At 60.6% G+C, this 14,021-nt stretch carries 12 protein-coding genes; 6 read left to right on the forward strand and 6 right to left on the reverse strand.

Annotated elements, in window-relative coordinates:
- Positions 1–142 precede the first annotated feature (142 nt).
- From pqqA to GFU70_RS26190, 6 genes are all read left to right on the forward strand, one after another.
- Positions 143–217: a pyrroloquinoline quinone precursor peptide PqqA gene (gene pqqA / locus GFU70_RS26165; RefSeq protein ID WP_003177660.1), complete on the forward strand. Its 75-nt coding sequence runs from the start codon at positions 143–145 to the stop codon at positions 215–217.
- Between the two features lie 80 nt (positions 218–297).
- A complete protein-coding gene (pqqB, locus tag GFU70_RS26170) occupies positions 298–1,209 on the forward strand; it encodes a pyrroloquinoline quinone biosynthesis protein PqqB (protein ID WP_003206215.1) in 912 nt (303 codons plus the stop codon).
- A 212-nt stretch (positions 1,210–1,421) separates the two neighbouring features.
- Positions 1,422–2,174 carry a pyrroloquinoline-quinone synthase PqqC gene (gene pqqC / locus GFU70_RS26175; RefSeq protein WP_057449638.1) on the forward strand — a complete coding sequence of 251 codons (753 nt, stop codon included), beginning with the start codon at positions 1,422–1,424 and terminating at the stop codon, positions 2,172–2,174.
- A complete protein-coding gene (pqqD, locus tag GFU70_RS26180) occupies positions 2,171–2,446 on the forward strand; it encodes a pyrroloquinoline quinone biosynthesis peptide chaperone PqqD (RefSeq protein ID WP_058542866.1) in 276 nt (91 codons plus the stop codon). Before pqqC ends, pqqD begins: the two co-directional genes overlap by 4 nt.
- Positions 2,418–3,587, forward strand: coding sequence for a pyrroloquinoline quinone biosynthesis protein PqqE (gene pqqE / locus GFU70_RS26185; protein WP_058542867.1), 1,170 nt, complete (start codon positions 2,418–2,420; stop codon positions 3,585–3,587). The genes pqqD and pqqE overlap by 29 nt, the downstream gene beginning before the upstream one ends.
- Entirely contained in the window at positions 3,553–5,382 is a 1,830-nt protein-coding gene (locus GFU70_RS26190; protein WP_153389010.1) for an alpha/beta hydrolase family protein, read from the forward strand. The genes pqqE and GFU70_RS26190 overlap by 35 nt, the downstream gene beginning before the upstream one ends.
- Before the next feature lie 216 nt (positions 5,383–5,598).
- Here GFU70_RS26190 and GFU70_RS26195 read toward each other — a convergent pair whose 3' ends face one another.
- From GFU70_RS26195 to GFU70_RS26220, 6 genes are all read right to left on the reverse strand, one after another.
- On the reverse strand, positions 5,599–5,757 hold the full coding sequence (locus tag GFU70_RS26195; RefSeq protein WP_003177654.1) for a YqaE/Pmp3 family membrane protein: 159 nt from the start codon (positions 5,755–5,757) through the stop codon (positions 5,599–5,601).
- Positions 5,758–6,102: 345 nt separating this feature from the next.
- The gene (locus GFU70_RS26200) at positions 6,103–7,881 is read right to left on the reverse strand and encodes an acyl-CoA dehydrogenase C-terminal domain-containing protein (RefSeq protein ID WP_064106872.1); all 1,779 of its coding nucleotides are present in this window, start codon (positions 7,879–7,881) and stop codon (positions 6,103–6,105) included.
- Positions 7,882–8,101: 220 nt separating this feature from the next.
- On the reverse strand, positions 8,102–9,898 hold the full coding sequence (locus tag GFU70_RS26205; protein ID WP_153389011.1) for an acyl-CoA dehydrogenase C-terminal domain-containing protein: 1,797 nt from the start codon (positions 9,896–9,898) through the stop codon (positions 8,102–8,104).
- Positions 9,899–9,989: 91 nt separating this feature from the next.
- Positions 9,990–11,279 carry a GGDEF domain-containing protein gene (locus tag GFU70_RS26210; protein WP_153389012.1) on the reverse strand — a complete coding sequence of 430 codons (1,290 nt, stop codon included), beginning with the start codon at positions 11,277–11,279 and terminating at the stop codon, positions 9,990–9,992.
- Positions 11,280–11,607: 328 nt separating this feature from the next.
- Positions 11,608–13,413 (reverse strand): phenylacyl-CoA dehydrogenase, encoded by a 1,806-nt coding sequence (locus GFU70_RS26215; protein ID WP_058543499.1) that lies wholly within the window; start codon positions 13,411–13,413, stop codon positions 11,608–11,610.
- 278 nt (positions 13,414–13,691) lie between these two features.
- Entirely contained in the window at positions 13,692–13,988 is a 297-nt protein-coding gene (locus tag GFU70_RS26220) for a hypothetical protein (protein WP_058543500.1), read from the reverse strand.
- Between the last annotated feature and the right edge of the window lie 33 nt (positions 13,989–14,021).

Genomic DNA, 14,021 nt, shown 5'->3' on the forward strand with positions numbered 1-14,021 from the left:
TTCTTCGAGAATCGCGGCGAACGAATAGGTCAGATTTAGTAACATAGGCGCCTAAGCATCTGAACATCTCCGAGCGGAGGTGGACTATATGTATAGGTCTCAACCGTTCTGTCTAACGAAAGCATCCCAAAGGAGTATTCCCATGTCCTGGTCCAAACCCGCATATATCGACCTGCGTATCGGTTTCGAAGTCACCATGTACTTCGCCAGCCGTTGAATGCTGCAGGCGGTTAAGCACGCAGCACTACGCCTCGGTCAGCCGAGGCGTTTTTATTTCGGTTTGCAGATGGAGCAGCCATGTTCGTCCAGATTCTAGGTTCTGCCGCCGGTGGCGGTTTCCCCCAGTGGAACTGCAACTGCGCCAATTGCGCAGGTTTTCGCGACGGCAGCCTGCGGGCCCAGGCGCGCACCCAATCGTCCATCGCCCTGTCCGATGACGGTGTGAACTGGGTGTTGTGCAACGCCTCTCCGGACATTCGCGCCCAGCTCCAGGCGTTCGCCCCGATGCAGCCGGGCCGGGCCCTGCGTGACACCGGCATTGGCGCGATCATCCTGATGGACAGCCAGATCGACCACACCACCGGCCTGCTCAGCCTGCGCGAAGGTTGCCCACATCAAGTCTGGTGCACCGACATGGTCCATGAAGACCTGAGCACCGGCTTTCCGCTGTTCAACATGCTGACCCACTGGAACGGCGGGTTGAGCTGGAATCGCATCGAACTCGACCAGAGCTTCACCATCGCCGCCTGCCCGAACCTGCGCTTCACCCCCCTGCCCCTGCGCAGCGCCGCGCCACCCTACTCACCGCATCGCTTCGACCCGCACCCGGGCGACAACATCGGGCTGATCGTCGAAGACCTGCGTACAGGTGGCAAGCTGTTCTATGCCCCAGGCCTGGGCAAGGTCGACGAGTCGTTGTTGGAGATCATGGCCGGCAGCGATTGCCTGTTGGTGGACGGTACGATGTGGGACGACGATGAAATGCAGCGCCGTGGCGTCGGCACCCGCACCGGCCGGGAAATGGGCCACCTGGCCCAGAATGGCCCCGGCGGCATGCTGGAAGTGCTGGAACAAGTGCCTGGGCCGCGCAAGGTCCTTATCCATATCAACAACACCAACCCGATCCTGGACGAAGATTCGCCTGAACGGGCTGAGCTTGTACGTCGAAAGATTGAAGTGTCTTACGACGGAATGAGTATTGAGTTGTAGGAAGGGCGGAACGATTGTGGGGGTGAGCCTGCGGTGCATCAGCCTAGTCGATGCTGGCTGGACTGGCCTCATCGCGAGCAAGCTCGCTCCCACAGTAGTTCGAGTCGCATTGGATACCTGATTCACAGCAAAACCAGTGTGGGAGCGAGCTCGCTCGCGATGGGGCCAGCCCTGACGCCACAAAACCCACGGGCATTTCCCGGAGAACCCAAATGACTGACACCCCCCTGTCCCCCGCCGAGTTCGAAGCCGCCCTGCGTGCCAAGGGTGCGTATTACCACATCCATCACCCGTATCATGTGGCGATGTATGAAGGCCGCGCGACTCGCGAGCAGATCCAGGGCTGGGTCGCGAACCGCTTTTACTACCAGGTGAATATCCCGCTCAAGGACGCCGCGATCCTGGCCAACTGCCCGGACCGGGAGATCCGCCGCGAGTGGATCCAGCGCTTGCTCGACCATGACGGCGCTCCCGGCGAAGATGGCGGCATCGAGGCCTGGCTGCGACTGGGCCAGGCCGTGGGGCTGGACCCCGATCAACTGCGCTCCCAGGAGCTGGTACTGCCAGGTGTGCGTTTCGCCGTGGACGCCTACGTCAACTTCGCCCGCCGGGCCTGCTGGCAGGAAGCCGCCAGCAGCTCGCTGACCGAACTGTTCGCCCCGCAGATCCACCAATCGCGCCTGGACAGTTGGCCCCAGCATTACCCATGGATCGACCCGACCGGCTATGAGTACTTCCGCACCCGCCTGGGCCAGGCCCGACGTGATGTGGAACATGGCTTGGCGATCACCTTGCAGCACTACACCACCCGTGCCGGGCAGGAGCGCATGCTGGAGATTCTCCAGTTCAAGCTGGACATCCTCTGGAGCATGCTCGACGCCATGAGCATGGCCTACGAATTGAACCGCCCGCCTTACCACAGCGTGACCGAGCAACGGGTGTGGCACAAAGGGATCACCTTATGAGTTTCGACCGCAGCAAAACCCCGAACTGGCGCCCCGGCTATCGCTTCCAGTACGAACCGGCCCAGAAAGGCCACGTGCTGCTCTATCCTGAAGGCATGATCAAGCTGAACGACAGCGCTGCGCTGATCGGTGGCCTGATCGATGGTAAACGGGATGTAGCGGCCATCATCGGCGAGTTGGCCAAGCAGTTTCCCGACGTGCCGGAACTCGATGACGACATCGAGCAATTCATGGAGGTCGCCCGTGCACAGCACTGGATCGAACTTGCCTGAGACCCCTGGCCTGCCGCCCAAACCTGAAGTCGGCTTGCCGCTGTGGTTGCTGGCGGAGCTGACTTATCGCTGCCCGCTGCAATGCCCGTACTGTTCCAACCCGCTGGACTTTGCCGAGCAGGGCCAGGAGCTGAGCACCGAGCAGTGGTTCAAGGTCTTTCGCGAAGCCCGCGAGATGGGTGCCGCGCAACTGGGGTTTTCCGGTGGCGAGCCGTTGGTGCGCCAGGACCTGGCCGAGTTGATCGGCGAGGCACGCAGGCTAGGCTTCTATACCAACCTGATCACCTCCGGCATCGGCCTGACCGAGCAGAAAATCAGCGACTTCAAGAAAGCTGGCCTGGACCATATCCAGATCAGTTTCCAGGCCAGCGACGAGCAGGTGAACAACCTCCTGGCCGGCTCGAAGAAAGCCTTCGCGCAAAAACTGGAAATGGCCCGGGCGGTAAAGGCCCACGGTTATCCGATGGTGCTGAACTTCGTGACCCATCGGCACAACATCGACAAGATCGATCGCATCATCGAGCTGTGCATCGCCCTGGAAGCCGACTTTGTCGAGCTCGCCACGTGCCAGTTCTACGGCTGGGCGCAGCTCAACCGCGTCGGCCTGCTGCCCACCCGCGAGCAACTGGTACGCGCCGAGCGTGTCACCAACGAATACCGCGCCAAGTTGCAAGCGCAAGGCAATCCGTGCAAGTTGATCTTCGTCACGCCGGACTACTATGAAGAACGCCCCAAGGGCTGCATGAACGGTTGGGGCAGTATTTTCCTCACCGTCACGCCGGACGGCACAGCGTTACCCTGTCATGGCGCCCGCCAGCTGCCGGTGCAATTTCCCAACGTGCGCGACCACAGCATGCAGCACATCTGGTACGACTCGTTCGGCTTCAACCGCTTCCGCGGTTATGACTGGATGCGCGAACCGTGCCGCTCCTGCGATGAAAAGGAAAAAGACTTCGGCGGCTGCCGCTGCCAGGCGTTCATGCTCACAGGCGACGCCAGCAACGCCGACCCGGTGTGCAGCAAGTCCGAACATCACGGGGTGATTCTCAGAGCGCGTGAAGACGCCGAGCACGCTACGCAAACCATCGAACAATTGGCCTTTCGCAATGAACGAAACTCGCGCCTCATCGCCAAAGGCTGAGCCTTTCAGTGCCGCCCAGGCCGTTGCCGCCGGCACTGACTTCGCCGAACTGCAGCTCGGGCCTTTGGGCCTGTTCTGGAATGAATACCGCCCCGCAGACGGCGCCTGCCGGATCTGGCATTGGCAAGACGGCATGCCCCGTTGCCTGACGCCGGACGGGTTCAGCGCGCGCAGCCGGGTCTATGAATACGGCGGCGGGTCATTCTGCCTGAGCCATGACGGCGTGCTGTTCGTCAATGAGGCCGACCAGCAGTTGTACCACCAATCCCTGAGTGACGAACGCCCCGTAGCGCTGACCTTAGGTGACTGCCGTTATGGGGATCTGAGCTTCGTCGACGGTCAGGTATTGGCCGTGGAAGAACAGGCCAACCAGCATCGACTGGTGTCGATCGGGCTGGCGGATCATCAGCGGCATCTGCTGGCCGAAGGCGCAGATTTCTATGCTTCGCCAACCGTGAGCCCGGACGGTCTGCGGCTCGCCTGGATTGAGTGGAGCCGTCCGCATCAACCCTGGACCGCAACGCGCTTGATGCTGGCCGAGCGCAACGCTGCGGGTTGGGGTGAGCCGCGCTGTGTCGCGGGCAACGGTGAAGAAGAGTCCATCCAGCAACCGCGCTTCGATGCGGCCAGTCGTCTTTATTGCCTGACAGATCGCGAGGGTTATTGGCAGCCTTGGATAGAGTCGGCCCAGGGCCTGCAACCGCTGCCTGCCGCCCAAGCCGATCACGCCCCAGCGCCATGGCAACTGGGTGGCTGCACCTGGCTGCCGCTGGGCAAACACACGTACCTGGCCAGTTGGACCGAAGCGGGTTTCGGCCGTCTGGGCCTGTGCCAAGATGACGATATCGATGAGGACTTCACCGGCCCCTACACCCGCTTTCGCAGCCTGGCGCTGGATGAGCGGTTCATCTACGCCGTTGCAGCCTCGCCGACCCACCCATCGACGGTCATTGCCATTGAGCGCCATAGCCACGAAGTGTCCGTGCTGGCCGGCGGCGTCACGCCATTGCTCGTCGAACAGATCAGCCGTCCTCGAACCCTGCGCTATCCATCCGCGTCAGGGGAGGCCCATGGGTTCTTTTACCCGGCCATGAACGCACCCGCGAAGCCGCCATTGGTGGTGTTCATTCACGGCGGCCCCACCTCGGCCTGTTATCCCCTGTTCGACCCGCGTATCCAGTATTGGACCCAGCGTGGTTTTGCCGTTGCCGATCTCAATTACCGCGGCAGCAGCGGCTATGGCCGAGCCTATCGGCAGGCGTTGCATTTGAAGTGGGGCGTGGTGGATGTCGAGGATGCCTGCGCGGTGGTCGCTTATCTGGATGAACAAGGCCTGATCGACGGCCGTCATGCGTTCGTTCGAGGTGGCAGTGCCGGTGGCTACACGACGCTTTGCGCACTGGCATTCCATGATGTATTCCGCGCTGGCGCCAGTCTTTATGGCGTGAGCGACCCCGTCGCTCTTGGCCGTGCCACGCACAAGTTCGAAGGTGATTATCTGGACTGGCTGATCGGCGATCCGCAACAGGACGCCGAACGCTACCGCGCCCGCACCCCGCTGCTGCACGCCGGGAACATCCGCGTGCCGATGATCTTTTTACAGGGTGAGCTGGACGCCGTGGTCGTGCCGCAGCAAACCCGCGACATGGTCAGTGCTTTACAGGCCAACGGCGTGGCGGTCGAGGCGCACTACTATCCCGATGAGCGCCACGGTTTTCGCAAGGCTGCGAACCAGGCCCATGCGCTGGAGCATGAGTGGTTGTTCTATCGCAAGGTGATGGACGCGCGCCTATAGGAAGTGGCGAACATTTGTGGCGAGGGGATTTATCCCCGCTGGGCTGCGTAGCAGCCCTGAAACCAGACACCGCGGTGTGTCAGATTCATTGAGTCCAACCTTCAAAGGGCCGCTACGCAGCCAACGGGGATAAATTCCCTCGCCACAACAAGCCTGTTCCCTGCGCGACAGCGGGCGAGCGCTTCCTCGCCACAGGTACGTCCAACAACAGAACCTTCAGCGCTTGGCGATGATGTACACCGCATGCACGATGCCAGGGATATAACCCAGCAGCGTCAGCAGGATATTCAGCCAGAAAGCCCCGCCGAAGCCGACCTGTAGGAATACCCCGAGTGGCGGCAGCAGGATGGCGATAATGATGCGAATGAAATCCATGGGTGACTCCCTGATCGACGCTGGCCAAATTGCCATACAGCTCATTGACCCCAGGCCGTTCGCCAGGGTTCAGTGAAACGTAACCAGAAGCAGCCCCGATGGCGGGCGCCTGCAAGAAACAAAAAACGCAGGCAAAAGAAAACCCCGCCGAAGCGGGGCTTTGCAGACTGTTTCCCTGACATCCATTTCACTCCGCCATCCTGGCAGAATCCTACGTATCCGTGTTGTTACTTTGCGCGTCCTGCGCTACATCCATGGAAGCTAGATTAGCCGTGGATCCAATCCGCCGATAGAGGGAAAACGCCAGCACGACGTGTAAGAGAATGCTTACACATCGTCATGATTTCAGAACTGGCCGGCTTCCAGCAGGAACAGCGACTCGCTGCCCGCCTTGACCGAAGCGCTCAAGGAATGAATACGCGGCAGCAGGCGGGCGAAATAGAACCGCGCCGTCCCCAGTTTGCTCGCGTAGAAATCATCCTGGCTTTCTTTGCCCAAGGCCGCCCTGGCCATCAGCGCCCACATGTAGGCATACGCGGTGTAGCCAAACGCCTGGAGATACTCCACCGACGCCGCGCCGATTTCGTTCGGGTTGCTTTTCGCCCGGTCCAGCAACCAATCGGTCAACGCGTCCAGTGTGTCGACAGCGCTGTTCAATGGCTTGATGAACTCCGCCAGGTCGCTGTTCGCGGTGGCCGTGAAGTGACGGATTTCATCAGCAAACAACTTGTAGAACGCACCGCCGCTGCCGACAATCTTGCGCCCCACCAGGTCCAGCGCCTGGATACCGTTGGTGCCTTCGTAGATCTGGGTGATACGCACGTCGCGCACCAGTTGCTCCTGGCCCCATTCACGAATGTAACCGTGGCCGCCGAACACCTGTTGACCATGGACGGTGGTTTCCAGGCCCAGGTCGGTCAGGAAGGCCTTGGCCACTGGCGTCAGCAACGCCACCAAGTCTTCGGCGCGCTTGCGGGTGACTGGGTCTTCGCTGAACTTGGCGGTATCGAGTTGCATCGCCACGTAGGTGGAAAATGCCCGGCCGCCCTCGTTCGAAGCCTTCATGGTCAGCAGCATCCGACGCACGTCGGGGTGGACAATGATCGGGTCAGCGACCTTGTCCTTGTTCTGCGCACCGGTTGGCGAACGGCTTTGCAGGCGGTCACGGGCATATTCGACGGCGTTCTGATAGGAGCGCTCGCCGGAGGCCAGGCCTTGGATGCCAACCCCCAGGCGCTCGTAGTTCATCATGGTGAACATCGCCGCCAGGCCTTTGTTCGGCTCGCCCACCAGGTAACCCACGGCGTCGTCGAAGTTCATCACGCAGGTGGCGGACGCCTGGATGCCCATCTTGTGTTCGATCGAGCCGCAGTTGGCCGCGTTGCGCGCGCCCAGGCTGCCGTCGGCATTGACCATGAACTTGGGCACCAGGAACAGCGAGATGCCCTTGGGACCTGCCGGCGCGTCCGGCAGTTTCGCCAGCACCAGGTGAATGATGTTCTCGGTGAGGTCGTGTTCACCGCCGGTGATGAAAATCTTCGTGCCGCTGACTTTGTAGGACCCGTCAGCCTGGGGTTCGGCCTTGGTGCGGATGATCCCCAGGTCCGTTCCGGCGTGAGGCTCGGTCAGGCACATGGAACCGGCCCAGACGCCGGCGTACATGTTCGGCAGGTACGCCGCTTTCAGCTCTTCACTGGCGTGGGCGTTGATCGACAGGCAGGCACCGGCGGTCAGCATCGGGTACAAGCCGAAGGACAGGCTGGCGGAGTTGACCATTTCCTCGACCTGGGCCGAAACGGCCTTGGGCATGCCCATGCCGCCGTATACCGGGTCACCGCCGACACCGACCCAACCGCCTTCAGCGTAAGTCTTGTAGGCCTGTGGGAAACCTGCCGGCGTGGTGACAACGCCGTCAGCCCAGTGGCAACCTTCTTCGTCAGCGGCGCGGCTGAGGGGCGCGATACTTTTGCTGGTGACTTTACCGGCTTCTTCAAGGATCGCTTCGACCGTTTCGGCATCCACGGTGTCGGCCAGCGCCGGCAATTGGGCCCAGAGTTTCGCCACCTCGAACACTTCATTGAGGACGAAGCGCATATCGCGCAGGGGCGCTTTGTAGTCAGCCATGGCAAACCTCGCAGGATCTAAACAGTTGGTTCGTAAAAGACGGTTTTCGCAATGGCCTGAGTGTACCTCAACAACTTTTGCGACACATAGGGTCAACCCATGACCGTTTTGTTATTTTTGGTCACCAAGAAAGATCGCAGGCTTCGCCAGCTCCTACAGGGAATACGCATTTCCATGTAGGAGCTGGCGAAGCCTGCGATCTATTGGCATTTCCTCTAAATCAAAGCGCAAACAACTCCGCCGGCAGCTTCATCAGACAATCACTCCCCGCCTCGACGGCAGCCCGATGGGCGGTCGTGCGCGGCAGCAGGCGCTTGAAGTAAAACTCACACGTCGCCAATTTACCCCGGCAGAAATCCCCATCACCCTGGCCGCTGTCGAGTTGCGCCTGAGCCACCAAGGCCATGCGCAGCCACAGATAGGCCAGGATGATGTAGCCGCTGTACATCAGATAATCCACCGAGGCGGCGCCCACTTCATCGGGATTCTTCATGGCCGCCATACCGACCCGGGTGGTCAGTTCGCCCCATTGCTGGTTGAGCCCGTCGAGTTGCGCAACGTAATCGTTGAGCTGCGGATGTCCAGCGTTGGCAGCGCAAAATTTATGGACGATTTTGGTGAAGCCACGCAGCAACTTGCCTTGGCTGCCCAGCACCTTGCGCCCCAGCAGATCCAGGGCCTGGATGCCATTGGTGCCCTCGTAGATCGGCGCAATGCGGCAATCTCGCACCAATTGCTCCATGCCCCACTCGCGAATGAAGCCGTGACCACCGAACACTTGCATGCCGTGGTTGGTCACCTCCAGCCCCGTGTCGGTCATGAAGGCCTTGCAGATCGGGGTGAGGAACGCCAGCAGGTCCTCGGCCTCCTGGCGGGCGGTTTCGTCCGGGCTCAGGTGCGCGGTGTCCAGCAGTTGCGCGGTGAAATATGTCAGCGCCCGGTTGCCTTCGTTGAAGGCTTTCATGGTCAGCAACATCCTGCGCACATCGGGATGGACAATGATCGGGTCGGCGACCTTTTCCGGTGCCTTGGGGCCGGTCAGCGCGCGCATCTGCAAACGGTCGTTGGCATATTTGATCGCGCCCTGGAAGCTCGCCTCGCCCAGGCACAGGCCCTGCATGCCGGTGCCGAGTCGGGCGTGGTTCATCATGGTGAACATGCAATTGAGGCCCTTGTTCGGCTCGCCGATCAGGAACCCCTTGGCCCCGTCGAAATTCAGCACGCAGGTGGCTGATGCCTTGATGCCCATCTTGTGTTCGATCGAGCCACAGGACACGCCATTGCGCGCCCCTGCCTCACCCGTGGCGTCGGGCAGGAACTTGGGCACGATGAACAGCGAGATGCCCTTGGTCCCGGCCGGGGCGTCCGGCAACTTGGCCAGCACCAGGTGGATGATGTTATCGCTCATGTCGTGTTCGCCGGCGGAAATGAAGATCTTGCTGCCAGAGATCGCGTAGCTGCCGTCGGCCTGGGGCACAGCGCGGGTCTTGATGATGCCCAGGTCGGTGCCGCAGTGGGCTTCGGTCAGGCACATGGTGCCGGTCCACTGGCCGGCGGTGAGTTTGCTCAGGTAGGTCTGCTTCTGTTCTGCAGTGCCATGGGCATGGATCGCCGACATGGCGCCGTGAGTCAGGCCGGGGTACATGCCCCAGGAGGTGTTGCTGGAGCCGATCATCTCGCTGATGACCAGGCCCAGGGAGCTGGGCAAGCCCTGGCCGCCATATGCCGGGTCCGCCGCCAGCCCATGCCAGCCGCCCTCAACGTACTGTGCAAAAGCCTGTTTGAAACCTGTAGGCGTGGTGACTACGCCGTTATCGAAGTGACAACCCTCTTCGTCACCGGAGCGATTGAGCGGCGCCAGCACGTTCTCGCAGAACCTGGCGCCTTCCTCGAGAATCGCGCTGACCATGTCCGGGCTGGCATCGCTGGCACCCAGCTCGGCATACCGGCCATGGAAATCAAAGACGTGATCGATCAGAAAGCGCATGTCGCGCAGGGGGGCTTTGTACTCGGGCATGGTGGTTTTCTCCGGTAGCAGGTCGTTTCAACCTACTGCTGGCCACCCAGGCCCACAATCACAGTCCAGACGCTGAATGCGCCGTCATCACTCAACCCGTGGCGGCTTCCATGCGCACCGCGCCGCGGCGGTTCTGCCCGAAGGCAATCACACAGTTGCGCCCCGCTCCCTTGGCGTTATAAAGCGCCTGGTCGGCGGACTTGAGCACTTCTTCAGGCGTGCGTTGCTCGAGGCGCTCCGCTACGCCGATGCTGACCGTCACCGAGACGCTGGAGGCGCCTGCGCCGGAGCGACGCTGACGACCTTGTTGATCATCCTGGGGACGGCTGTCGGGATTGCGCAGCTGGATGGCATACGTTTCGATGGACTGGCGGATGACCTCCAGATGGGGCATGCACTCGTCGATGGTCTTGCCTGCAAACACCAGGGCAAATTCCTCGCCGCCGTAGCGATACGCCCTACCGCCACCGCCGATCTTCGACAATTTGCTGGCGACCAGGCGCAACACCTGATCGCCCACGTCGTGGCCGTGGGTGTCGTTGAATTTCTTGAAGTGATCCACGTCGCTCATCGCCAACACATAATTACGCCCCAGGCGCTGCATGCGTTCATTCAACGCCCGGCGCCCAGGCAGGCCGGTGAGTTCGTCACGGAACGCCATTTGGTAGGCCTCGTGGGCGACCGCGGCGGCGATCATCAACATCACCTGGCTGCACATGATGTTCAGGGTGAACGGCAGGATGAAGGTTTTCGGCAACATCCAGAACAACCCCAGCAACCCCACCAATTGCGCAGCATGCAATGGCCGAGGGTGACGCCAGTATTGCCAGGCCAGCAACAGGAATGCGGCTGCGAACATCGGGTAAGACAATTGGATCAGGCTCATCCAGGCGCCGTGCAACGCCGGCCAGCGGATCTCCGAAAGCCACAACAGCAGGGCCTGGGGAAAGCGCTGCTCCAGGGCCAGCGCCACACTGCCGAAAACCAGCAGCACGGCGAACCGCGCCACCATGTCCTGGAACAGGTGGGTGCGCTCCTGCCACGCCGCGAACAAGCCGAACAACAGCGGCAGCAACAGGCAAACGAGATGGAACACCACCGCCGCGTCTTCGCGCACCTTGCCGTTATCGCGGTAGAAGTCAGTCTGGGTGTCCAAGAGGAAGTAGGCGATATACACCGTGACCATCAGAAACAGCTCACGTTGACGTCGGTAAACGGCGCAATACGCTCCGCCCAGCAATAACACCAGCGTCGGCAGGACGTTGAACAGCGAGGTGAAGAAAACGTTGAGATCCTTGACGTACGCAGCCGCAAGCCCCGCCAGCAATAGCAGTAATGACGGTAGGAAATGGCTTAGACGTACAGCGGAAGAACGCGGCAAGGGTAAAGCTCCGACCCGGCTAATCAAAGATGGCATTGTGCCTGCAACTGGCGCAGTAAGGCACGCCAGATGTGACAGATGTCACACTGCCATCCCTGTAACGGCAGGAGGGAATGTTTTCTTAGGGTTCTGTTTGATGAATGTTTTTTCGAAATATTTAGAGATCCGCTGTGTGCGGGCTTGCTCGCGAAAGCGGTGGGTCAGCTTGCATTGATGTTGGATGTGCCGCCTTCGCGAGCAGGCCCGCTCCCACAAGGGGATTTGCGACAGGCATGAAAAAGCCGCTGCTCCCGAAGAAGCAGCGGCTTTTAGAAGAAGCGCGTGAGGCTTAGTAGCCCAGCGCGAAGTCCTCTTCCTTCATGTCCATCAGGTTGTTGGCGCCCGACAGCATGGTTGCCACGTGGGTACGGGTACGCGGCAGGATGCGCTGGAAGTAGAAGCGCGCGGTCTGCAGCTTGGCGGTGTAGAAGGCTTCTTCAGTGGTGCCGGCAGCGAGTTTTTCCGCCGCCAGGCGCGCCATGTCGGCCCAGAAATAGGCCAGGCAGGCGTAACCGGAGTACATCAGGTAATCCACCGATGCTGCGCCGACTTCTTCGCGATCCTTCATGGCCGCCATGCCGACCTTCATGGTCAGCTCGCCCCACTCCTTGTTCAGCGCAGCCAGGGGCTCTACGAACTCCTTGATCGCCTCGTTGCCTTCGTTGCCCTGGCAAAACTTGTGGACGATCTTGGTGAAGCCCTTGAGTGCCTCGCCCTGGGTCATCAGCACTTTACGGCCCAGCAGGTCGAGGGCCTGGATGCCCGTGGTGCCTTCGTACAGCATCGAGATACGGCTGTCGCGAACGTTCTGCTCCATGCCCCACTCGGCGATGAAGCCGTGGCCGCCATAGATCTGCACGCCATGGTTGGCCGATTCGAAGCCGACTTCAGTCATGAACGCCTTGGCGATCGGCGTCATGAACGCCAGCAGCGCATCGGCCTTTTTCTTCTCTTCTTCATCCACGCCGTACTTGACGATGTCGACCTGCTTGGCGGTGAAGTAGACCATCGCCCGGTTACCTTCGGCGAAAGCCTTCATGGTCAGCAGCATGCGACGCACGTCAGGGTGGACGATGATCGGATCGGCAGCCTTGTCTGGCGCTTTCGGGCCAGTCAGGGAACGCATCTGCAGGCGATCGCGAGCATATTTCAGACCACCCTGGAAGCCGATCTCGGCGTGGGCCAGGCCTTGCAGCGCGGTGCCCAGGCGTGCGGTGTTCATGAAGGTGAACATGCAGTTCAGGCCTTTGTTCGCCGGGCCGATCAGGAAACCGGTGGCCGCGTCGAAGTTCATCACGCAAGTGGCGTTGCCGTGGATGCCCATCTTGTGTTCCAGGGAACCGCAGCTCACCGCGTTGCGCTGGCCGATGGAGCCGTCGGCGTTAGGCAGGAACTTGGGAACGATGAACAGCGAGATGCCCTTGGTGCCAGCTGGTGCGTCCGGCAGGCGTGCCAGCACAATGTGGACAATGTTGTCGGCCATGTCGTGTTCGCCGGCCGAAATGAAGATCTTCGTACCGGAAACCTTGTAGGAACCGTCGGCCTGAGGCTCGGCCTTGGTGCGCAGCATGCCCAGGTCGGTGCCGCAGTGCGGTTCGGTCAGGCACATGGTGCCGGTCCATTCACCGGAAACCAGCTTGGTCAGGTAGGCCTCTTGCTGTTCGGGCGTACCGTGCTCGGAAATCGTGTTCATCGCGCCATGGGACAGGCCCGGGTACATGCCCCACGACCAGTTGGCTTCACCGACCATCTCGCTGACCGCCAGGCCCAGGGACTCCGGCAGGCCTTGACCACCATGCTCGACGTCGTGGGCCAGGCTTGGCCAGCCGCCTTCGACGAATTGCTTGTAGGCTTGCTTGAAACCCGTCGGGGTTTTCACGCCGGACTCGCTCCAGGTGCAACCCTCGATGTCGCCCACGCGGTTCAGCGGAGCCAGCACCTGCTCACAAAACTTGGCGCCTTCTTCGAGAATGGCGTCAACCATGTCCGGAGTTGCGTCCTGGCAAGCCGGAAGGCTTTGATAATGCGCTTCGTAGCCAAGCAGTTCGTCACGAACGAAGCGAATATCACGCAAGGGGGCCTTGTAGTCAGGCATAGCGATAAACCTCTGCTGTTATAACCGGGAATGAGCGACCGCGTGAATTTGTTGTAGCGGTCAAACAGTTGTTTGAAACATACGTTTACGCCCAAATCTTGTCAAGCGCCGATCTTTTGCCGTTGGTCATCAGCCAGAGAAAAATGTCGGACACAGGAAATCCATCGCGCTGAAGAATTCAGCGATGCGCGTAGGAAAAGATTAGTTGAGCAATAAGACGTTAGAGACAAGAACGCCGCGAATAATCGCGGCGTTTTCGTAAAATCTGAAGCACAGGATCAAGCGAAGGTATCGATCAACGTACCAAGCATTTCATCGGATGCCTTGGCGACATTCACGCCCAGTTGCACCTGGAACTTGCCTTGGGCCATTTCGACCATGTTGCTGGCCGTGTCCGACTGCTGGCTGCGATCCACTGAACGCAGGCGATCGACCTGCAATTCAGACGACTGGCTGGTGACCGAACGCTCGATCGTGGTGTTGGCAATCTGGCCGGCCGCCTGATCGACACGGTTCTGCCCCGTCTGAATCGTGCTCAGACCGGCATAGAACGCGGTGTTTCCTGAGATTTCCATAGCAGAGCTCGTCTTCTTGAAGGGTCGACTGTG

The sequence above is a fragment of the Pseudomonas brassicacearum genome (assembly GCF_009601685.2).
Classification (GTDB): Bacteria; Pseudomonadota; Gammaproteobacteria; order Pseudomonadales; family Pseudomonadaceae; genus Aquipseudomonas; species Aquipseudomonas kilonensis_B.

Excerpts from the sequence above, each read along its gene's own strand:
- GFU70_RS26215 (WP_058543499.1), bottom strand. The coding sequence starts at position 13,413 with ATGCCTGACTACAAGGCCCCCTTGCGTGATATTCGCTTCGTTCGTGAC.
- GFU70_RS26205 (WP_153389011.1), bottom strand. The coding sequence starts at position 9,898 with ATGCCCGAGTACAAAGCCCCCCTGCGCGACATGCGCTTTCTGATCGAT.
- pqqD (WP_058542866.1), top strand. The coding sequence starts at position 2,171 with ATGAGTTTCGACCGCAGCAAAACCCCGAACTGGCGCCCCGGCTATCGC.
- GFU70_RS26200 (WP_064106872.1), bottom strand. The coding sequence starts at position 7,881 with ATGGCTGACTACAAAGCGCCCCTGCGCGATATGCGCTTCGTCCTCAAT.
- GFU70_RS26195 (WP_003177654.1), bottom strand. The coding sequence starts at position 5,757 with ATGGATTTCATTCGCATCATTATCGCCATCCTGCTGCCGCCACTCGGG.
- pqqC (WP_057449638.1), top strand. The coding sequence starts at position 1,422 with ATGACTGACACCCCCCTGTCCCCCGCCGAGTTCGAAGCCGCCCTGCGT.
- GFU70_RS26190 (WP_153389010.1), top strand. The coding sequence starts at position 3,553 with ATGAACGAAACTCGCGCCTCATCGCCAAAGGCTGAGCCTTTCAGTGCC.
- pqqB (WP_003206215.1), top strand. The coding sequence starts at position 298 with ATGTTCGTCCAGATTCTAGGTTCTGCCGCCGGTGGCGGTTTCCCCCAG.
- GFU70_RS26220 (WP_058543500.1), bottom strand. The coding sequence starts at position 13,988 with ATGGAAATCTCAGGAAACACCGCGTTCTATGCCGGTCTGAGCACGATT.